The sequence below is a fragment of the Bombilactobacillus sp. ESL1202 genome, assembly GCF_058107125.1.
This window is the reverse complement of the sequence record NZ_CM176590.1, coordinates 257,165-277,169: the sequence shown is the minus strand read 5'-3', so window position 1 is coordinate 277,169 and position 20,005 is coordinate 257,165. Positions and strand designations below refer to the sequence as shown.

21 protein-coding genes and 1 tRNA gene are annotated in these 20,005 nt (G+C 33.6%); 17 read left to right on the top strand and 5 right to left on the bottom strand.

Annotated features, from left to right (window positions below):
• The first annotated feature begins 318 nt into the window (after positions 1-318).
• Positions 319-2,268: a glucose PTS transporter subunit IIA gene (locus tag AC3B7A_RS01375; RefSeq protein ID WP_489755971.1), complete on the top strand. Its 1,950-nt coding sequence runs from the start codon at positions 319-321 to the stop codon at positions 2,266-2,268.
• 146 nt (positions 2,269-2,414) lie between these two features.
• Here AC3B7A_RS01375 and AC3B7A_RS01370 read toward each other — a convergent pair whose 3' ends face one another.
• Together AC3B7A_RS01370 and AC3B7A_RS01365 are read right to left on the bottom strand one after the other, a co-directional pair.
• On the bottom strand, positions 2,415-2,726 hold the full coding sequence (locus tag AC3B7A_RS01370; RefSeq protein WP_489755970.1) for a helix-turn-helix domain-containing protein: 312 nt from the start codon (positions 2,724-2,726) through the stop codon (positions 2,415-2,417).
• Positions 2,650-4,146, bottom strand: a complete 1,497-nt coding sequence (locus tag AC3B7A_RS01365) for a PrpR N-terminal domain-containing protein (RefSeq protein ID WP_489755969.1) — start codon at positions 4,144-4,146, stop codon at positions 2,650-2,652. The genes AC3B7A_RS01370 and AC3B7A_RS01365 overlap by 77 nt, the downstream gene beginning before the upstream one ends.
• 174 nt (positions 4,147-4,320) lie before the next feature.
• On the opposite strand from AC3B7A_RS01365, the gene AC3B7A_RS01360 reads away from it, so the two are divergent.
• From AC3B7A_RS01360 to AC3B7A_RS01345, 4 genes are all read left to right on the top strand, one after another.
• Positions 4,321-5,289: a 2-keto-3-deoxygluconate permease gene (locus tag AC3B7A_RS01360; protein ID WP_489755968.1), complete on the top strand. Its 969-nt coding sequence runs from the start codon at positions 4,321-4,323 to the stop codon at positions 5,287-5,289.
• Positions 5,279-6,472, top strand: a complete 1,194-nt coding sequence (locus AC3B7A_RS01355; protein WP_489755967.1) for a four-carbon acid sugar kinase family protein — start codon at positions 5,279-5,281, stop codon at positions 6,470-6,472. The genes AC3B7A_RS01360 and AC3B7A_RS01355 overlap by 11 nt, the downstream gene beginning before the upstream one ends.
• Before the next feature lie 23 nt (positions 6,473-6,495).
• Complete coding sequence (gene pdxA, locus AC3B7A_RS01350; RefSeq protein WP_489756516.1) at positions 6,496-7,476, top strand: 4-hydroxythreonine-4-phosphate dehydrogenase PdxA; 981 nt, start codon at positions 6,496-6,498, stop codon at positions 7,474-7,476.
• 538 nt (positions 7,477-8,014) lie between these two features.
• A tRNA-Arg gene (locus AC3B7A_RS01345) sits at positions 8,015-8,088 on the top strand.
• A gap of 553 nt (positions 8,089-8,641) precedes the next feature.
• Here the strand turns inward: AC3B7A_RS01345 and AC3B7A_RS01340 are convergent.
• The 3 genes from AC3B7A_RS01340 to AC3B7A_RS01330 all read right to left on the bottom strand — a co-directional run bounded on the left by AC3B7A_RS01340 (position 8,642) and on the right by AC3B7A_RS01330 (position 11,109).
• The gene (locus AC3B7A_RS01340; protein ID WP_489755966.1) at positions 8,642-9,553 is read right to left on the bottom strand and encodes an Abi family protein; all 912 of its coding nucleotides are present in this window, start codon (positions 9,551-9,553) and stop codon (positions 8,642-8,644) included.
• Positions 9,554-10,041: 488 nt separating this feature from the next.
• Entirely contained in the window at positions 10,042-10,707 is a 666-nt protein-coding gene (locus tag AC3B7A_RS01335; protein ID WP_489755965.1) for a hypothetical protein, read from the bottom strand.
• Between the two features lie 21 nt (positions 10,708-10,728).
• On the bottom strand, positions 10,729-11,109 hold the full coding sequence (locus AC3B7A_RS01330) for an SHOCT domain-containing protein (protein WP_489755964.1): 381 nt from the start codon (positions 11,107-11,109) through the stop codon (positions 10,729-10,731).
• A gap of 594 nt (positions 11,110-11,703) precedes the next feature.
• Here AC3B7A_RS01330 and AC3B7A_RS01325 point away from each other — a divergent pair.
• The 12 genes from AC3B7A_RS01325 to AC3B7A_RS01270 all read left to right on the top strand — a co-directional run bounded on the left by AC3B7A_RS01325 (position 11,704) and on the right by AC3B7A_RS01270 (position 19,990).
• Positions 11,704-12,036 (top strand): carboxymuconolactone decarboxylase family protein, encoded by a 333-nt coding sequence (locus AC3B7A_RS01325; protein ID WP_489755963.1) that lies wholly within the window; start codon positions 11,704-11,706, stop codon positions 12,034-12,036.
• Positions 12,036-12,461, top strand: a complete 426-nt coding sequence (locus AC3B7A_RS01320) for a cupin domain-containing protein (RefSeq protein WP_489755962.1) — start codon at positions 12,036-12,038, stop codon at positions 12,459-12,461. The genes AC3B7A_RS01325 and AC3B7A_RS01320 overlap by 1 nt, the downstream gene beginning before the upstream one ends.
• Positions 12,461-13,111, top strand: a complete 651-nt coding sequence (locus AC3B7A_RS01315; protein WP_489755961.1) for an NAD(P)H-binding protein — start codon at positions 12,461-12,463, stop codon at positions 13,109-13,111. Before AC3B7A_RS01320 ends, AC3B7A_RS01315 begins: the two co-directional genes overlap by 1 nt.
• A gap of 10 nt (positions 13,112-13,121) precedes the next feature.
• Positions 13,122-13,550, top strand: a complete 429-nt coding sequence (locus AC3B7A_RS01310) for a MerR family transcriptional regulator (RefSeq protein WP_489755960.1) — start codon at positions 13,122-13,124, stop codon at positions 13,548-13,550.
• A 339-nt stretch (positions 13,551-13,889) separates the two neighbouring features.
• Positions 13,890-14,045 (top strand): MerR family transcriptional regulator, encoded by a 156-nt coding sequence (locus AC3B7A_RS01305; protein WP_489755959.1) that lies wholly within the window; start codon positions 13,890-13,892, stop codon positions 14,043-14,045.
• Between the two features lie 116 nt (positions 14,046-14,161).
• On the top strand, positions 14,162-14,647 hold the full coding sequence (locus tag AC3B7A_RS01300) for a hypothetical protein (RefSeq protein WP_489755958.1): 486 nt from the start codon (positions 14,162-14,164) through the stop codon (positions 14,645-14,647).
• A gap of 107 nt (positions 14,648-14,754) precedes the next feature.
• Positions 14,755-14,973: a type II toxin-antitoxin system PemI/MazE family antitoxin gene (locus AC3B7A_RS01295; protein WP_489755957.1), complete on the top strand. Its 219-nt coding sequence runs from the start codon at positions 14,755-14,757 to the stop codon at positions 14,971-14,973.
• Positions 14,973-15,323, top strand: a complete 351-nt coding sequence (locus tag AC3B7A_RS01290) for a type II toxin-antitoxin system PemK/MazF family toxin (RefSeq protein WP_489755956.1) — start codon at positions 14,973-14,975, stop codon at positions 15,321-15,323. The genes AC3B7A_RS01295 and AC3B7A_RS01290 overlap by 1 nt, the downstream gene beginning before the upstream one ends.
• 1,078 nt (positions 15,324-16,401) lie before the next feature.
• Positions 16,402-16,893: a PTS sugar transporter subunit IIA gene (locus AC3B7A_RS01285; RefSeq protein ID WP_489755955.1), complete on the top strand. Its 492-nt coding sequence runs from the start codon at positions 16,402-16,404 to the stop codon at positions 16,891-16,893.
• A 15-nt stretch (positions 16,894-16,908) separates the two neighbouring features.
• Positions 16,909-17,775, top strand: coding sequence for a PRD domain-containing protein (locus AC3B7A_RS01280; RefSeq protein ID WP_489755954.1), 867 nt, complete (start codon positions 16,909-16,911; stop codon positions 17,773-17,775).
• Positions 17,762-19,225: a PTS transporter subunit EIIC gene (locus AC3B7A_RS01275; protein WP_489755953.1), complete on the top strand. Its 1,464-nt coding sequence runs from the start codon at positions 17,762-17,764 to the stop codon at positions 19,223-19,225. The genes AC3B7A_RS01280 and AC3B7A_RS01275 overlap by 14 nt, the downstream gene beginning before the upstream one ends.
• Positions 19,226-19,228: 3 nt before the next feature.
• Positions 19,229-19,990 (top strand): ChbG/HpnK family deacetylase, encoded by a 762-nt coding sequence (locus AC3B7A_RS01270; RefSeq protein WP_489755952.1) that lies wholly within the window; start codon positions 19,229-19,231, stop codon positions 19,988-19,990.
• Positions 19,991-20,005 lie beyond the last annotated feature (15 nt).

Sequence of the window (20,005 nt, the reverse complement as noted above, 5' to 3'; positions counted from 1 at the left end):
TAAATGAAACTTAATATCTTTTAATTGACTTTAATTATGAAATTTAATTTCATTCTATATGTCTAATGTAACGAATTTTAGTTGCTAAGTCAAATAAAAATCCACTATTTTTAATCTTTTCCAACTTATTTAAAAAAAGTGTCTGTTCTTTATAGCTTTATTCTATAAGTTGGAACTTATTTTGAAAATAGTACTAGTTTTGTTAAAATAATATCAGGTAGAAACGTAATTTAAATGAATTGTTAACTGGTGTTTCATGGGCATTACGAAAAATCAATTTATTGATCATTTTAGTCGGCAATTCTTAAGGAAGTAACTATGAATCAGAATAAGTACCAAACCCTCGGGCAAAACATTTATCATCAAATAGGCGGTAGCGACAATGTTATTGAGTTAATTCAATGTATGACCCGTTTAAGAATAACTGTGGATGATAGCTCTTTAGTTAATATTCAAGGTTTGAAGCAGATTGCTGGTGTTTTGGGAGTTGTTCAAGAAGATACCTTACAGATTATTTTGGGACCGGGAATTGTGCGGAAGGTTGCTAAGGCAATGACCAAACAAACTGGTGTTAAGTTGAATAAATCTTTTGGTAAAAGTAATGTCCAAAATAAGGCTCACAAACTGCATGATGAACAGCAATCACAGTTAAAACTAACTTGGTGGCGAAAAATTTTAAAACATATTAGTGCGATTTTTATTCCATTAATTCCAGTCTTTGTGGGTGCGGGGTTGATGTCAGGAATTGCTGGTATTCTAACTAATTTACAAGCAGTAGGAATTTTAAATCTGCAGTGGAAACCATTAATTAATTTATTTAGTGTCATTAATGGTGGGTTATTTACTTATTTAAATATTTATATTGGGATCAATGCCGCCCAAGAATTCGGAGCTACTCCAGGCTTAGGCGGAGTTTTAGGTGGGCTGATGTACTTGCCAGGTTTGCTAGCACCTGATAGTTTACCAAATATTTTTACGGGCAAGGATTTAGTTGCCGGATCTGGGGGAGTTATTGGTGTTTTGCTGGCTGTTTGGTTATTAGCACACGTTGAACACTGGTGTCATCAAATTGTACCTGATTTTTTAGATATTATTTTAAGCCCTTTTTTAACTTTATTAGTAATGGGAAGCTTAACTATCTTTTTGATTATGCCAGCAGCTGGCTGGTTATCAACGTCGTTAGTGGGAGCAATTAATTGGATCTTAGATGTAGGTGGCGCACTAGCTGGTTTTGTTTTAGGAGTAGCTTTTTTACCAATGGTGATGTTAGGTATACATCAAATCTTTTCGCCAATTCATTTAGAAATGATTAAACATACTAGTGTGACACCATTATTACCAATTTTTGCGATGGCGGGAGCGGGTCAAGTTGGGGCGGCCTTAGCTTTGTGGATCCGTTGCCACAAAAATAAATCACTAGTTAATATGATTAAAGGAGCGTTACCAGTCGGCATTTTAGGTGTTGGCGAGCCCTTAATGTATGGGGTAACCCTCCCCTTAGGACGCCCCTTCATTACGGCCTGTATTGGTGGTGGTGTTGGTGGTGCTGTTGAAAGTATGTTTCATGTGGGAGCAACTTCAATTGGTCCATCGGGAATTGCATTAATTCCATTAATTTATAGTGGACAGTGGTTAAAATATATTGCGGGACTTTTAACAGCCTATCTTAGTGGTTTTTTAATAACCTATTTGTTTGGCGTGCCGCAAGGCACAATGTACAATGAACAGGGCAATAATGAAGAACAAACAACCGTTGGAATGGCAACTGTCGTCAAACAAGCAATCATGGCTAAGCCAGTGCGCAATGCGGTTAGTGAAATTGTGACACCAGTGACGGGACAATTAATTAACTTAGCAGAGGTTGACGATGAAGCCTTTGCTAAAAAATTATTAGGTGATGGTTTTGCAGTTGAACCAAGTCAATCAAAGATTGTGGCACCAGTTTCTGGATTGATTATTAGTATTACTGATAGTCAGCACGCTTTTACGATTAAAACTACTAGTGGATTAGAATTGTTAATTCATCTCGGAATTGATACTGTTAAATTACAAGGAAAGTTGTTTAATTTTTTTGTAGAAGTCGGTGAAGAAGTTACGGCTGGTCAACAGTTGGGAACAATGAATTTGCAAAAAATTAAGTCTGCCCATAAAGCAACGACAGTAATTACTGTGATCTCTAATATGGCAGCTGTTGATAAATTAACGTTTTTGACTAATGAACAAGCAGTTACGGCGGGGCAAAAATTATTACAAGTCAAAAATAAATAAGAAGAAAATGTTCATGTGAATTTTCAGAATTTATGAGCATTTTCTTTTTACATAGTTAAGTGTAGTAAAAATATAAATAGAATATTTAGTGACTTGAGATCTCCAATCTGACAGTTATTGATATGGTTAAAGACTAGGGATAACAATTATTTTAAGTAGCGCCATAATGTACTGCGGCTAATTTGTAACTCATTAGCAGTCTTGGTTTTGTTACCTTGATTATCTGCTAGTAGTTGCCGAATGATTAATTGTTTAATTTCTTCCAAACTCTTATGGTGTAATTCTTGGATACTATTGTAATCCTGGATGCTTTTACTCTGGTTATCAATGCGTTTAGCCTGCTCAATATATTGTTCGACGTCTTTTTTGGAAATAAAGGCATTATTGGATAAAACTACTAATTCTGCAATTGTTTTTTTTGAGTTGTTTGATATTGCCAGGCCAATTAAAATTTTCAAGTAATGTTAAAGCGCTAGGTTCCAGACCAATGACCTTTTTATCATACAGTGTTTTAAATTCATAAATATAAAGACTAATGATTGAACTTAATTCTGCCTTTCTTTCACGTAGAGGACTGATTTCAAAAGCTAATAGATCAGAACTATCAAGCAAAGATCTAAGCGCTAATTGACTATTTTTACTAATGGTTAAAAAGAAAAACCACCGATTCGTACGACTGCCCATTTCATGAATTACTGAGAGTAAGTCCAACAATTCATTTTCTGTAGTATCGGTAATTCCTTCTACAAAAAAGGCCGTGTTAATGTCATAGATAATTGATGATCTGGCGTTTAAGAGATTTTGCCAATCATTTAAAGAATGGGGTTTACTGAAATCAATAGTCCAATAATTTTTAAACTTTTTTTGATTCATGACAATTTTTTTAATACTGGTTTTACCAGTTCCTTGTTCACCGTAGACAAATAAATTAGCGTGCGAAGTTAACAATTTCTTTAAGTTATTCATTTTTTTACCGATTAAAATAGAACTATTTTTTAGAATATTAGTATCGTCAAGGAGTTGATTCTTTTGAATAAAATGTTGTTGACGTTTGGAAGCTGAAATTTTTTTACAAAATATAATATGATTTATTTCTGTGGCGTAAGCTTCAACGGAGTATAGTTCACCGTTTAACTCTTTATAAGTAAAATTATGTTCAGACTTTTGCTTCAATAACTGCGGCACTAGTTTAACAATTGTTTTTAAGGGTAGTTGATTGTTATTGGTATAAACTAAATTATCTTGTTGATTAAAAATAAAAACTGCAATACCTGCAACTTTTAAACTGATTTTTTCATACTTATTGCTTTGGTCCTGGTTAATAAAAATATTGCCAATGGTTATTGCCTCTTTGATGGAAGTGGTAACGCTTTCTAATCCAGATTCAATTAAGATCGCATTTAATTCATTTTCTTGAGCAATTCTTGTTGTGACGCGATCGCCAATGATTAAACTGTAATTATTCTGTTTGACATTCTTAATAATTTCGGGAACTTCTTGACCGTCTTCAATGGTAATGATATCAATCTTTTTGTTGAGTATTTCTGATAAGATTTTGACTTGTTTTGTAATGTTTTCATAACCAATAAAGACAAAATTTTGTGTGTAATTTTCAACCATTGTGATGTTACGCAAGATATCTAAAATTGAAATATCAACTTCAATGACTGGTAAATGGCTAATTTTTCGAATTTCTTTGGCAGTACCACCCCGAGAAATAATGACATCAAATTGACTTTCTTTATCTTGGACTAAATTAACGCCGTTATCTAAATCGCCAACAAAACTTACTAGTTTAATATTAGCAAATTTTTGGGCAGCTTTTTCAAAGATCGTTTTTAAATTGGGATAAGGTGCAATTGCTAGAATTCGAATCATTAATTGACCTCCGTTTTATTTTGCAACAATATATCCTTGATAAAATATTTGTACTCTTTTTATTTTGTAAACAGTTTCAATTTTATACAATTTTATTTAAAAATACAATTGCAGTAGTTCTGTAAACGGTTTATATTTTGAGTTGTTTAGCGAAAACAGATAGGAGGTTTTAAAGTGAAAATTTTGGCAGGAGTCAAGAAAATTCCTGGTGGTATGATGGTAGTGCCGTTATTATTAGGTTCACTAACCAATACTTTTTTTCCACAATTCTTTAAACTAGGAGGCTTTACAGAGGCCCTATTTAAAAGTGGTGCAACGGCCTTATTAGCAGCTTTCTTGTTTTGTAATGGGGCACAAATTAATATCAAACAAGCAGGATTATCAATTTATAAAGGTGTAGTTTTATTAATAACAAAAGTTGGGATTGGGGCAATCTTGGGCATTATTGTTAATCATTTTTTTGGAGTCCAAGGTGTCTTGGGACTTAGTCCCTTAGCAATTGTTTCGTCTTTGACTAATAAGAATGGTGGACTATATGCAGCTTTAGCCGGTGAATATGGTGATTCAACAGATGTTGGGGCAACTTCGATTGTTGCATTAAGTGATGGACCAATGTTTACGATGATTGCTTTTGGAGCAACCGGATTGGCCCAAATTCCACTATCGGCTTTGTTGGCAGCGGTAGTACCAATTTTGATTGGCTTTATTTTGGGTAATGTTGATAGTGATATTCGTAATTTTTTGCAACCAGGAACAACTTTATTAATTCCGTTCTTTGCTTTTCCATTAGGAGCTGGATTGAACTTGGGGCAGCTAGTTTCTGCAGGTATGTCTGGAATCGTTTTAGGCATTTTATGTGTCTTGATTACTGGTTTTGCTGGATACTTTGTTTTTCGAGTTTTGAAATTTAAACATCCACAAGTGGGTGCAGCGGTAGGAGCTACTGCTGGTAATGCAGTAGGAACGCCAGCAGCAGTGGCAGCCATTGATCCCAATTTTAAGGCGGTAGTTTCTCAAGCAACAGCACAAGTTGCAGCAGCTATTATTGTGACTGCAATTTTATGCCCCGTCTTGGTGACTTTTATTGATAAATATGAAACTAAACGGCAAATTAAAAAAGGAAGTATTGTAGATGACGGATAAGTATTTAATTATTGCGGATGATTTTACGGGATCTAACGATACGGGCGTGCAATTAAAAAAGAATCACATTGATGTTGATTTATTGTTAGACCCACCTAAGGAAGTGATCACCAACTCAGTAGTTTTGGATACTGAATCGCGTAATTTATCTAAGACAGCAGCGCAACAAAAAGTTAGAACCTTAACTCAAAAAATACTTTTACAAAATGACTTTTCAATTATCTATAAAAAGGTTGATTCAACTCTCAGGGGTAATGTGGCAGCAGAAATTCAAGTAATTGCTGAGCTCTACCAGCCAGACTTAATTTTAGTAGCGCCAGCTTTTCCAAAAATTCAGCGCACGACGGTTAAAGGTGTGCATTATTTAAACGGTCAGCCATTAATGCAGACAGAAATTGCGCACGATCCCTTAACACCGATCTGGACGGATAATATTGTTGAATTATTACAGGATTCGCTGGTTGGTGAAATTAAGACGATTAACACTAACGAATTGCATCAGTTGACACAATTACCAGCTACTAAGATTCAAGTTTTTGATGTACAAACTGATCAAGATTTAGAAAAAATTCAGGAATTAAGTTCCCACGATTCACGGAAAATTTTATATGTTGGTTCGGCGGGATTAGCAGAATATTTATTTGGCAAAAATTCAATCCCGACTTTATCAGTAGTGGGAAGTATTAGTGACGTTAGTCTTCAACAAATGGATTATGCGCAGAATCGTGGCTTTCAAATAGTTAATGTGGAGATTAATGATTTAGTTATTGACTCGAAAGTTGAAAACTATACTCGATTAGTTTGTGAGCAATTAAAAAAGGGTCAGAATACCATTCTTACGGTTACTAGAAAAAAAGAAGATTACCTAAGAACATTAGCTTTATTTAAAAACCTAGGTATAGAAGATAAAGCAGCAGTTAGTCAAATTATTAAGCAGACATTGGCTACCATTACTAAAAAGGTTTTGGCAGAAGTTGTGGTATCGAAATTATTTTTGACAGGAGGTGATACGGCTATTGAAATTTTTCAACAGTTGGGAGCACAAGGCTGTAAGATCCAAGCCGAATTGGCGACGGGAATTGTTGCCAGTTATCTGGTTGGGGGCAAATACGATGGTTTAGAAATTATTACTAAGGCTGGAGCTATCGGTCAAGTAGAATCGTTATACAATACTTTAATTTAAAAAAGATGAGGAGCATTTTAATGATGAAAAATTTAATTGGAATTACGATGGGCGACTTTGAAGGAATTGGTCCTGAAATTAGTTTAAAAGCATTGGAGAAAGCCGATTATAAAAATAAAGCGGTTATTTTTGGTTCGGCTTCAGTAATTAGTTATTACAAAGATTTATTAGGAATTACCACAGATCTAAATGTTATTAATAATATTCAAGATTTTCAAACAGACAAGATCAATGTTTTTAATGTTTTGAATGTGGATTTTAATCACGATAAAATTGGACAGGTGAGCGCTGAAGCTGGCGATGCAGCTTACCAATATATTGCTAAAGCCATTGAGTTATCAATGAAAAAAGAAATTGGTCCTGTGGTTACAGCACCGTTAAATAAAGAAGCGTTGCACCAAGGTGGTCATAACTTTGATGGACATACTGAAATTTTTGCACAATTAACCAATACTAAAAAATATACGATGATGCTATGTAGTAAAGATTTGAGTGTGGTTCATGCCACGACTCATGTACCTTTAAGAAAGGCTTGCGATTTAGTCAAAAAAGAGCGTGTCATGGAATGTATTGATTTAGCAGATGATGTTATGAAAAAATTAGGAATTGACGCTCCACGTGTAGCAGTTGCTGGTCTTAATCCTCATTGTGGAGAGGACGGATTGTTTGGTGATGAGGAAATTAAAGAAATTGCACCAGCTGTCAAAACTAAACAAGCTGAAGGAAAAGATGTTACTGGACCCATTCCGGCTGATACAGTCTTTTTAAGAGCTAAGCGTGGTGAATTTGATATTGTGGTAGCTATGTATCATGATCAAGGTCATATTCCGATGAAATTATTAGCTTTTGATACCGGTGTTAATGTCACATTAGGTTTACCAATTATTCGGACTTCAGTAGATCATGGCACGGCATTTGATATTGCTGGTAAGGGAATTGCTAACGATGTGTCGATGATTTCCGCAATGGATTTAGGCTTGCGTTTTGCAGAAAATATGAAGTAAAAAAGACTGAATTCCAATGCGCTAAATTACTATTTTTAAGATCGTTGTAAAAGTATACCTGAAATTTTTTGAAAAACTGGATGTTTAAAATCATAACTTAATAATTAAAAGAACTAACCTTCAGCAAAAACTGAAAGCTAGTTCTTTTCATTTTAAAGTTAAAGTAACATTATTATTGAAGTATGGTTAATTTTATGAAAATTACCTAGATTGTTTGAAATCTCTAATGCTATTGATCAAATCAAAAATTGAAGCAATTAGGTTTAACATAGTTATTGTAAGAATTAATTTGTGCTTGAAGTCCATACTACCAAAGCTGTTTCCTTGAAATAATTTTTTCATAATTAGCATCCTCTCTCAATAATTATTGATATTTTAAATACATTATAGCATTTTTAGTTAATTTTGATTTATACATGAACCTTTTTCATTCAGCACTGGATTCTTTGCAACTTGAAGCATAGTACTTTTTAAATAAGTAACTTTTAAAAATAATATTGACAAAAGTACTCCATATTCAATATAATATTAATTGTTTGTCGCAGTGGCTCAGCTGGATAGAGCAACGGTCTTCTAAACCGTAGGTCGTGGGTTCGAATCCCACCTGCGACATTAGAGTGTTATTTAACCGTAATTCAAGTAATTGAGTTGCGGTTTTTCTTTTGCCTAAAATGCTGCTAGATAGGCTTTTATGGCTTATTCAACTGAAAAAGTATTTTGCACAATTTTTGCACAATTTAGCTGTTTTTTTAAATTCTGCACAATTTTGGCACAATTTTTTTAGGACTAAAAAAGCCTTTATATCAAGGTTTTTAACTAAATATTCCTGATGGTTTTTAATGCTTTTTCATCGTTCTCCGAACGCTTGTCTTGAAGCAAGTGAATGTAAACTCTTGATGTAATTGATGTATCAGTGTGTCCAAGCCTTTCAGCAATCTAATCAATACTAATTCCTTTAGCTATCAAAATAAAAGAATGCGTTAGAGACTGGGACAAAAGGATCAGCCTTTGCTCAAATCTTTTTAATTTATTCACAATTATTGGCTTAAATAGCTATTTTTGAATAAAAAAGGATAGTCAAATTGACCACCCTTTTTAAACAACTAGTGTCGGCAATACCTAAACTAGCGAACGGGCTAACCGCTCTTTCCTTATCTACATACTACTAGTACATATTTAAATAGTCAACCAGTTGATTTAATATACTGAAAAAGGTATTTAACTGTATGTTGTTTTTGTACCATTGCGAATGCCTATTAAATCTTTGTATTAGATGATTGCCTTGCCTAATACGATATTCACTCATTTTATTACTTTGTAATAACCGGTGTAAATAAAAAAGTGAGACTAAATCATGTATTTTGATGTCTTTAATGTAGGAAGTATCAACACCAATCGCTTTTGCTGCGGAATTAATTGGTGCTGATGGTCTCCTAATAAATTCCTTTTCAGAGAAAAGATTAACCAATAAGGGATTACTATGTGCGCAAGCATTTCTAATGTTTTTACTAAATCGAAAGTGATTTTGAATTCTACGAACCGATTTAGTTTTAGTACGACTGTAATAAAAGTCTATAAACATTGATAAACTTCCATATGTTATAATCTCCATTAATGCCCATATAGCTACTTGATCATGTCGTTTAGCATAAAAGTCTTTAAGATATTTATTATGACTCCAATAATTCATTAACTGATTGTACTGTTTATTATATTCATTTTTAAAATCTTCGACAATGGAGTACCCATCCTCTTGGGGATCGTTCGCAATAAGATTTAATAAAACAACTTTTACAGAATGCTCAATGTCTAAAGATAAGTTCAACAGGTACTCTCTTAGTTGCATGTCAATAGATGCTAAATCTGTAAGATAGGCAAAATCTAGATTGATGTATTTTCCTTTATTGTTTTTAGGAAAATTGGAACGATAAGAAGATATTTTAAAGTAGTAATTTGTTTTATTTAATATTTTTTTAGCTTTTTCTGTGTTAGTAATATCGAAGCTAATTCCTTTGTTTTTCATATGATTTATGAGATCGTTAGTGCTTTTCATTTCTTTAGAATTATTATTTATCATATTTCACCTCTCCTAAAAACAAAAATCATACATCTTTTACATTTATCAGATTTGTACATATGTAGTTCCCCGTAGTGGGGAATAATTAGATTTTAAGATTATTTCATTATGAGTTTTATCAGTAACTTTATCATTTTGAATAGAATTAAAATCGTCAAGAGTAAATTTTTAAATCAATTGATTTTTTGTTTGTAAATTCAAACCTAAAATTAGCGCCTAAACTGCCATCTTTGGTCTTATCTCAAATTTTATTGCCGCCTTTGACATATTGTTGAACAGTTTGATTCAAATTAGTACTTGATTAACTAAATTTATCTTCCAATTTTTATTCACTAGTTCATTTATTAAATACTTTAGTAACTAAAGTATTAAAATCAAACTAAAGGGACTGACTTCGATTGAGTATCGTAATTAGTCTTAACTTGAATTTTAAAAATATATCCTATTTTTGGAGTGCATATCATCAGCTGATGGCTCTTTACTTTATCTTATTTTTTAGATTTTTTATTAGCTAAGATATGCCAAAATAAAAATCCAATTCCAATAATAAAGGCCAGCCAGCCCCAAATAGGTAAGTCGACATATGTTTTATCAGCATTACTAATGGCAATTAGCCAAGCTAATATTAAGATGATACAATTGGCAATATCGCCACCTAAACCAAACCGTTTTTTACTAGCTAAGTAAACAATACCTGCTACTAAATAGCAGATTGCGACTAAAACGCCACCTGAGCCGCTGGTATGGTGATTATTAGCAATTGAATTTCCAATACCCATAATCGTACCTTGTAAAAATATAAATACTGAAACTACGATCATTAAAATACCTATAACCAATTTGGTGATACGCATACCACTATTAGCTACTGGTTTTTCAATTGGGATTCTTTGATATTGTTGCTGTGATGGTTGTTGATACTGATTGTAATTCGGTGGAGTTTGTTGAGTATATTGTGGCTGTTGATACTGTTGATTATTTTGAAAACTAGGATTTTGTTGATACTGATTTGGTTGCTGGTAATTATCAGTGTTATTTGGTTGAGGTGCGTTTGAATAATCAGAATTGTACTGCTGATTATTATTCGTTGGTTGATTAGGCTGATTGTAATTATTGCCCTGATTATTATTTTGGTTAAATCGGTGACGTGCCATTTATTAAGGACTCCTTTGAATTTATAAATTTAATAATTGCTTTTTCTTGATTTTATATTCAACATCAGTAATAGCTCCTTGCTGACGCAGTTGGTTTAATTGATTCAACTCATTTAAACTTTTTTGAGACACTGACTTATTATTTTTATAATAATTAAAAGTTTGGTCAATTTTAGCTTTGGTTTGTTGAACTACTTTAGATTTATTCTTTCTAAAGAAATTTATGAATTGATCAAATTGTGGTTTTGCAAACCTGTACAGTAAAAATAAAATTAGTACAATACCTAAAATGATCGGTAAAAGCAAAGCTAAAATGGTTGGATTAAATATAAAAGCAACGACTATATAAAAACCAATTATGAAACTTATAATTTTCCAAATTAATTTAAATCCGAATTTCATTAAAATTACCTCCTCCAGTAATTATAAATTAGATTCATATTAAATATCACAAAAATTATTAGGATTGCCGATAATTTTTTACAAATGGAAATAATGTATTATCAGTAAAATAATATTGAAGATCAAAAGGTTATTAAATTTCAGCATGGTTCTCTGGCTATTTTTACAACATATAGTTAACCCTTTAAATAACCTTAGCATGTTATTAATAATGATAAAATCTAATTTTTACTCATTAGCATACTTTAAAATTAGAATATTTTTCTAACAATGTCAACGTTAGCAAAATATTGAATACTTTTAAGAAGGTGCTGTTATCAAGCAAGAAGTTCGATAGCATCCATTTTAAGCTTTGTTAAGTTCAAAAAGACTCAAAGATAGTGACGAATTAGACTGTATAAAAGTAATCGGACTATTTAATTGATACTGAAAGATGGAAGTAAAATAGTAATGGTATTACACTTTTAAAGTCACTGGTTTTACTGACAATGAATTAAGTTTTAAAGTTTGATGATTCAAAAAATAAGTTTTCCTTGACCTAGAGTTAACTCTAAGTTGTACAGTTAACTTATTCAATGTTGGAGGTGCTTTACTATGAAGAAACAAACAGCTGGACGCGAAAATTTAGGTGATTTTGCACCCAAATTTGCGGAAATAAATGATGATGTTTTATTTGGCGAAGTTTGGTCACGAGAACAAGAGCTATCACCACGTGATCGTAGTTTGGCGACGATTGTGGCGATCATTACTGCTGGAAATTTTGAACAGTTACCAGCCCATTTAAAAATGGGGCAGCAAAATGGCTTAACCAAAGCTGAAATTAGTGAAATTATTACACACATTGCCTTTTATGTGGGGTGGCCTAAAGCCTGGTCAGCTTTTAATATTGCCAAAAAATTCTATGACGAACAAGGAGATAAGGACTAATGGCTAAAAATGAAGATGTAAAAAATGGGGTAATTTTTAGTAGTGGCGATAAAAATGATGCTTTTGCCCAATACTTTGTAGGTCAAAGCTATTTAAAAAATTTAGTAGCTGATCCAGAAGTTAATGTTGGCGTCGGCAATGTTACCTTTGAGCCGGGGTGTCGCAATAATTGGCATATCCACCATGATGGCTTTCAAATTTTATTGGTTACTGGTGGTGAAGGCTGGTATCAAGAAGAAGGACAGCCAGCACAACATTTGGTTCCAGGCGATGTCGTGGTGACACATGATGGGGTTAAACATTGGCATGGTGCCACAGATGACAGTTGGTTTGAACATCTGGCAATCACAGCGGGAACACCAGAATGGTTAGAGCCGGTTTCTGATGAAATTTATGATGCTTTATCAACAAAGAAGGCTAAATAATGGCTCAAAATATCACGGTAATTGGAGCTAATGGGCAAATTGCCCGGTTGGTAGAACAAAATTATTTAAATGATTCACAAATTAATCTAAGGCTATTTGCTCGGCGGATTAACCGTTTACCCCAAAATATTCAGCAAGCTAAAAATGTTGAATTAATTGAGGGTGATGCCAATCAATATCATGCTGTGTTAAGAGCTGTTAAAAATGCGGACTTAGTTTATGTTAATCTGGGTGGTGTCTTTACGCCAATGGTTAAAAATATTGTGACAGCTATGAATGAACAAAAAGTTCGGCGAATCATTCATGTGACTGGTTTAGGTTTATATCATGAAGTCCCAGATTCTTTTGGCAGTTGGGTTGAAGAATCTTGTGGACATGCAGTAATGGAAGATACCCGTGATGCTGCTAAATTAATTGAAGATAATTCTAATTTGGACTTTACGATTATTCGGGCTGGATATATGTCCAATGATCCGCAAATTGATTATGAATTAACGCATCGTCACGAGTCTTTCAAAGGGACAACAATTTCACGAGCTAGTATTGCTGATTTGATTGAAAAAATAATTGCCGATCCCAAATTGTATGTCAATGATAGTTTGGGCATTTCACAACCTGGAACTGATGGTGCAACTCCAGTTTATCTCTAGGAGAAAATTAATGACAAAAACTTATCATATTGGTGAATTTGCTAAATTAGTTCAGTCAACACCTTACACTTTGCGCTTTTATGAAAAAGAAGGTTTATTAACTGTCAAAAAAGTTCATGGTCAACGATTATATACTGACCAGGATATTTTGTGGTATCAATTTTTACAACATCTAAAGGGAGCTGGTTTTAGCTTATTTGAGATGAAGCAGTATGTTAAATGGCGAGAGCAAGGCGATTCAACGATTGATCAACGTCAGGAATTGTTACAAGCTAAGCGTCGTGAATTAGAAGATAAAATTAAACAAGAGCAAGCTCATTTACAAGTTGTAGAAGATAAAATTGAATTTTACGATGGTTTAAAAAATCATACGTTTCATGATGATTTTGAAACATTTCGTCGTCAAAAGCACTATTATGAAATGAAAACGAGTTTGTAATCTTTTCATATATATAAGAAGATAAATTAATTGAGACTGGAGCAATGAGATTAATGATTGTCTTTTGTCTATCATTAGCCAAACATTAATTTAGTATTGCATGCCAGAAGTCAGCAGTTTGTATCGAATACTAGTAAATCTTTTAAGTTAGGTTGGAACTTGAAGGTTGATACGTAACTGTTGATTTTGGCTCCAGTCTTATTTTGGTCAATTAATCTTATTTGCAAATCTACAACAGAAAGGAGAGCTTATAATGATAAGCGTTAAAAATGCGGCTCAATAAACTGGTTTAACAGCTGCTACTATTCGGTATTATGATAATGGGGTCTATTACCTGCAGTGCAACGATCGCAAACAGGAGTACGACAGTTTGATGATGTGGTTTCACTGCGACTAAACTTTGTTAAATGTCCGCGTCAAGCTGGAATGTCTTTTGATATTTTTAAAAAATATATTGATCTTTATCAATCTGACAAGAAAACCAATCCAGAATAACTACAAATTATGGAAACCAAAATAGCTAATTTTCAAACTGCAATAGATCATTTAGTACCTAAATAAAGTTACAGAGCCTAGAAAAATAACTCTTAGTCCTTATATTGGAGGCCAAATTGTATTTCTATTTTAAAGATTGCATTCAGACTTTCTGTGAAAACAGTGGAGTTTTTAGAAATTGGCTTTGGTCAAAAAAATTTTTCGATGATAAAATTTTGCCAATAACACAACAAATTACCCCAAGAATGATAACTGCGGGGGTTGATGTTAAACCAGTAAAAAGAAATTTAGCTAATCGAGCGTCCGTTAAAGGATTATTACAGGAAGCACAAGTTAGTGGTGAAGTTACTATGGTGATTAATGTAGCAAAAGTATCTCCAAGTCGAGCTTCCGTTGAAACAATTTTGAACATTGATTTGTATGGAACCGCTATTTTATTTAGAGGAAGTAAAGAAAATAATTGCGTCGAATGGAGCAGACTTAGTGATTTCTATTCAATTGGGACATCGACTACCAGATTTGATGCCAGAGCAAGATTGACAGTTAACTGTGACACCGATTGCAGAGTTATTAGATTTAGATTTTTGAAGCTGAGGAAGTAAAAGTTATGATTAGCAGTTAATATTATACTATTGAACTTATAAAACGCATTTAACTTGTTCAACGAGATGAAATATGCTATTTTAATCTTAAATAAGGAGGAATAATAATGAAATTATTAACTGTTGTTAAAAGGGGAAACTCTTTATGCTTACCAGTTTCTAAAGAAGATTTCAGGTTAGACCAAAAATGGTTATTGGTTCCCAAGAATAATGGTGGGTATGAATTAGTTCCAAAATTGGAAGATCCTTATTTAAAACCTGATTTAAAGAATCAATATGAACCAGATGAGTGGGCTGATTTTGATTATGATGGAGAAGAAAATTAATGTATCAGCCAAAACAAGGAGATATTGTTTGGATTAATTTTGATCCTCAAAGAGGAAGAGAAATAAAGAAAAGACGTCCAGCGCTGATTTTAAGTAGAGATGTCTATAATCAAGATACTGGTTTCATCATAGTTAACCCCATTACCTCTACTATTAGAAAAAATAGACATGGTTTTTATAACTTAGAGGGTTATAAAACCCAAGGGCAAGTAATAGTTCGACAAGTTCATTCTTTTGATGTCACTGAACATTCGGGTAGGAATGTAGAGTTCATTGAACATATTAATGATGCTGATTTTTTTCAAATTTCACAACTCTTCCTCTATAACTTTAATTTTCCATTGGTGTAATTTTATGGTGTCTTTAGAGATTAGCAATTATTCATTAATGTTAAATATTTTTAAGCTTTCTCCGGATATACTTATAAGTAACATTATAATGCAGTTATTTTAAAGAAAGAATGAAGCGTAAGTTTTACAATTAAGTTAGCCACTTGAAAAATAAAAAGACACCAAGATAAAAATCCGGTATCATTAAATTTCTCACAACCATATGAAAAGAGGGTTTTATCTTGGAGCGTGAATATCTTAACACATCTTGTCGTAAAGGACAGCATCTATCTGAATTTGAACGCGGCAAAATTGCTGCCTTACATGAATAAGGCTACTCTACTAGAGTTATTGCTCGAAAGCTCGTTTTTTTCATCAAACTGTAAATAATGAGTTACAACGCAGTCGAGTTAAATAGGTTGAAAAACTAACGGCAAGAAACAGTCTATAGTCTAGGTACTCAGAAGCGTTACTCAAATAACCGGAATAACTGTGGTCGTTCTTTGAAATTCAAGCAGGCGACGGATTTTCTGGCGTTCTTTAATGATCATTTTTATCAGGATCATTGGTCACCAGATGTCGTCGTAGGCATAAATTATTCTCTGTAGATGAAATGGTTAGCACTAAAACTTTCTATAGTTATATTGATAAGCAGTTATTAGAAATCAAGAACTTAGATAGACTTATTAATGAAAACCAAGCTTCGGTCTAAACTACATAAATCGTACCTACGCCGACGGCTCAAGGAACTAGTTTTGATAAAGACCAAAACGGATCGACAAAATATCAAGAATTTGGAAAAATGCAGTTATTGGTAAAAAATAAAAGGACACGAGATTGGTTTCTCAATGTTAATTGATTGCAAAGCACGCTTCCAACTTATTCGTTTAATTAATGACGGTGCACTGCTGCTTATTATTATGGATCTTTGCAATAATCAATAGTTAACTTTTGATTATTGCAACCGTTTCAAAAAATGCTATAATGAATTTAAATAAGTAAGGATTGTTACTCGCTTTTTGAGGCATTACCTTCTCTGTTAATAAAGGGGGGAGTGTCTTAAAGAGCGTTTTTTTATTTTCAGAAGGGAGCATTAATTTTGCAATTTAGGAAAACAAAGAAGGCAACAATCTTTGAGGTAGCGGCACCAATCAGTGGTCAATGTTTACCACTAGAAGAAGTAAATGATGAAGTTTTTTCACAGAAGATGATGGGAGAAGGTTTTGCAATTCAACCGACGGCAACGGCCAATACTATTGTGGCACCCGTTGTGGGACAAATTGTGGCTTTGCCTCAATCTAAACATGCCATTGGTTTGAAAGCAGCCAATTTTAATTTAGAAATTTTGCTTCATATCGGTTTGGATACGGTTCGGCTTAATGGTCACGGATTTAAATCTTTGGTTAAAATTAATGATTATGTTACTGCTGGCATGCCATTAGTACAATTTGACCCTCAAATTATGAAACAAGAGAAATTAGATATGACAACAATGTTAATTTTTACTAGTGGTTATCAACAACCAATTAATTTGGGAAAATTAGCGCATAAGATGGTTAAAAGTGGACAGGTTTTATTACGAGCAGAATGATTTGAGGATAAATTGATGCAAGCAATTAAGAAAATTAATAATAACGTTGCTTTATGTAAAGATGATGATGACAATGAATTGGTAGCTTTTGGTAAAGGAATCGGCTTTCCCCAAATGCCATATGAGATTAAAGATTTGCATCAAATCTCGATGACTTTTTATAAATTAGATCATCGTTACTTACAATTGCTCAAAGAATTGCCAGAAAATGTCTTGACTGTCAGTACCCAAATTGTGCAGAAAGCGCGGACTCTAATTCAACGTCCGTTTAATCCTAATATCATTTTTAGTTTGGCTGACCATATTAATTTTGCCATTATTCGGTCCCAAAATTATCAGGAACTAAAACTTTTGTATTCATATGATATTGAACAACTTTACCCACAAGAAACTGCTGTGGGTCAATACGCCGTTCAATTAATTAAGCAACAGTTACATGTACAATTACCGACAGCCGAAATTACGGCCATTGCGACGCATTTTTTAAATAGTCAATCATTAAGCGCTGATGAACAGGTTCAACAGGAGCAAAAATTAATTGAACTGTCATTGAATTTGATTGAGCAACAATTTAGTTTAAAAATTGACCATTCGAGTTTTACCTATAATCGATTTGTCTTGCATCTTAATTATTATATTCGACGGTTAAAACAGGCGCAGCAAATGGCTACCGACCAAACTAATAATCTTTATGAAACTTTTCAACAGCAAGTGCCACAAGTTTATCAATGTGCTTGTCAAATTAGTAAATTAATTGATCAATCTTATCACACTCAAAGTAGCCAATCAGAAAAATTTTATTTGATGTTGTATATCAAACGAATCATTGATAATTCAAAAACACAACAACAGTTAGGAGAGGATTTTAATGGTGCAAAATAAGCAGCAGCAATTTAAGCTAATTGCTAGCAAAGTTTTACAAGCAGTTGGTGGCGCAGATAATGTAGAATCAGTGACACATTGTATGACGAGATTAAGATTTATTTTAAAAGATAATAGTTTGCCGGATGATCAGGCAGTACAACAAATTAATGGGGTGATTGGTGTTCGACGTTCAGCCGGTCAATACCAAGTAATTATTGGCCAAACGGTGGATCAAGTTTATGAAAAATTATGTCAAATCGCTAATTTTAGTCCAGCACCAGCCATTGCGGAAAACTTAGATCAAACGTTACCTCATCAGGAAAAATTAACTTGGAAAAAAGTTGGTTCCGCAATTATGAATAAGTTGGCAGGATGTTTAACACCGCTCATCCCGGTTTTAGTTGCTGCTTCAATGTTTAAAATGTTTGCAGCCGTTTTAGGACCTAGCATGTTGCATCTTTTAAGCGCTACCAGTGACACTTATCGGTTGTTTACTTTTGTTGGCGACGCCGGATTTTATTTCTTTCCTATTTTAATTGGTTACACGGCTGCCAAACAATTTCATACCCAACCATTGGTTTCGATGTTTTTAGGTGCAATTATGCTACATCCAACGTTGATTAAAATGGTAACTACAGGTAAAAGTTTTTCAGTGTTTGGTTTACACATGCCCTTAGTTAATTATAGTGCGACTATTATTCCTATTATTCTTTCAGTTTGGATTATGTCTTATATTGAGCGCTTTTTCAAAAAATTTATTCCAGCTTCTTTGAGTACCATTTTTGTACCAACATTGACGATTTTAGTAATGTTACCAATTTCTTTATGTATTCTCGGACCAGCGGGTGGTTTTATTGGTAAGTATGTTTGTGACACGATTATTGGTTTTGGTAAGTTAGGTGGCATTTGGAGTGTTTTAGCTATTGGCATTATTGGTGCTATCTGGGAGTTGTTAGTCATGACTGGAATGCATTTAGTTTTAATTTCAGCCATGATGATGGTCATTGCTCAGAATGGTTTTGATAATTTTACGTTGTTAGGATCTTTAGCTGCTAGTATGTCCGTGGCAGGAATGTGTATTGGTGCTGCTTTAAGATTAAAAGATAAGAATCAAAGAGCCTTAGCTTGGAGTTACTTTATTGCTAGCTTTATCGGCGGTGTGACGGAACCGGCCTTATATGGCATTGCAGTTCGCTATAAGCGTAGTTTTTTAGGCATGATGATCGGTGGTTTTTGTGGTGCTATTTATGCGGCTATTTGTCAAGTTAAAGGTTATGTTTTAGTACCGGTAGCGAATTTCATGTCTTTAACGGCTTATGTGCACAATGATCCTACCAACTTAATTAACGGTATCATCAGTGGTGTTATTGCTATTGTGGTGGCAGCTGTTGCTACTTACGTTATTGGTTTAGGTAAGAAAAAGCAAGATAACCTGACGGTCACTAATTTACAACCAGTGGAGGAGTAAACAATGAAAAAGCAAATGATTCTACGAGCTGATGATTTAGGCTATAGTGAAGCGGTTAACCTAGGGATTTTAAAAACCGTTCGTTCAGGTTTAATTAATAATGTCGGGATTATGGTTAATATGCCAACTTCACAAGCAGCCATCAAAGCACTATTACAAATGGCACCACAGTCCATTGATTTAGGGTTACATGTAGTTATTTGTACAGGAAAACCAGTAGTTACTTTTAACCAAGTACCAAGTTTGACTACTCCTAATGGTGAATTTAAACCATCTAAGATTTATCGTGAAGCACAAAGTGATTTTGTTAGTTTAGATGAAGCAGTTCTAGAAATTGAAGCACAATATGCTCGCTTCGTTGAATTAGTTGGACGTAAACCAGATTATTTTGAAGGTCATGCAGTTGTCAGTGATAATTTTGTTCGTGCATTGAAAATTGTTGCTCAACGTCATCAATTACGGTTTTTAGAATTTCATTTTGATAATCAACCAACACGACTAAACCAGCAAAATCTTTATATTGAGATGCAAAGTATGCAGCCTAATTATGAGCCATTTAAAGCTTTAAAACATGCAGCTTTAACCCAGCGTGCTGACGGTTATGAAGTCATGGTTTGTCATCCGGGATATTTAGACAATTTTATTTTGACACACTCTAGTTTAACCGTTCCACGAACTCAAGAAGTAGCGATGTTGTGTGATCCACAAACAAAAATCTGGTTGTGGGATCATGATGTGGAATTAATCCGTTATAGTCAAATTTAAAATTAATTCAGATCA

Excerpts from the sequence above, each read along its gene's own strand:
- AC3B7A_RS01315 (WP_489755961.1), top strand. The coding sequence starts at position 12,461 with ATGGCTCAAAATATCACGGTAATTGGAGCTAATGGGCAAATTGCCCGG.
- AC3B7A_RS01375 (WP_489755971.1), top strand. The coding sequence starts at position 319 with ATGAATCAGAATAAGTACCAAACCCTCGGGCAAAACATTTATCATCAA.
- AC3B7A_RS01355 (WP_489755967.1), top strand. The coding sequence starts at position 5,279 with ATGACGGATAAGTATTTAATTATTGCGGATGATTTTACGGGATCTAAC.
- AC3B7A_RS01340 (WP_489755966.1), bottom strand. The coding sequence starts at position 9,553 with ATGATAAATAATAATTCTAAAGAAATGAAAAGCACTAACGATCTCATA.
- AC3B7A_RS01280 (WP_489755954.1), top strand. The coding sequence starts at position 16,909 with ATGCAAGCAATTAAGAAAATTAATAATAACGTTGCTTTATGTAAAGAT.
- AC3B7A_RS01335 (WP_489755965.1), bottom strand. The coding sequence starts at position 10,707 with ATGGCACGTCACCGATTTAACCAAAATAATAATCAGGGCAATAATTAC.
- AC3B7A_RS01365 (WP_489755969.1), bottom strand. The coding sequence starts at position 4,146 with ATGATTCGAATTCTAGCAATTGCACCTTATCCCAATTTAAAAACGATC.
- AC3B7A_RS01275 (WP_489755953.1), top strand. The coding sequence starts at position 17,762 with ATGGTGCAAAATAAGCAGCAGCAATTTAAGCTAATTGCTAGCAAAGTT.
- AC3B7A_RS01330 (WP_489755964.1), bottom strand. The coding sequence starts at position 11,109 with ATGAAATTCGGATTTAAATTAATTTGGAAAATTATAAGTTTCATAATT.
- AC3B7A_RS01310 (WP_489755960.1), top strand. The coding sequence starts at position 13,122 with ATGACAAAAACTTATCATATTGGTGAATTTGCTAAATTAGTTCAGTCA.
- AC3B7A_RS01270 (WP_489755952.1), top strand. The coding sequence starts at position 19,229 with ATGAAAAAGCAAATGATTCTACGAGCTGATGATTTAGGCTATAGTGAA.
- pdxA (WP_489756516.1), top strand. The coding sequence starts at position 6,496 with ATGAAAAATTTAATTGGAATTACGATGGGCGACTTTGAAGGAATTGGT.
- AC3B7A_RS01290 (WP_489755956.1), top strand. The coding sequence starts at position 14,973 with ATGTATCAGCCAAAACAAGGAGATATTGTTTGGATTAATTTTGATCCT.
- AC3B7A_RS01320 (WP_489755962.1), top strand. The coding sequence starts at position 12,036 with ATGGCTAAAAATGAAGATGTAAAAAATGGGGTAATTTTTAGTAGTGGC.
- AC3B7A_RS01295 (WP_489755957.1), top strand. The coding sequence starts at position 14,755 with ATGAAATTATTAACTGTTGTTAAAAGGGGAAACTCTTTATGCTTACCA.
- AC3B7A_RS01325 (WP_489755963.1), top strand. The coding sequence starts at position 11,704 with ATGAAGAAACAAACAGCTGGACGCGAAAATTTAGGTGATTTTGCACCC.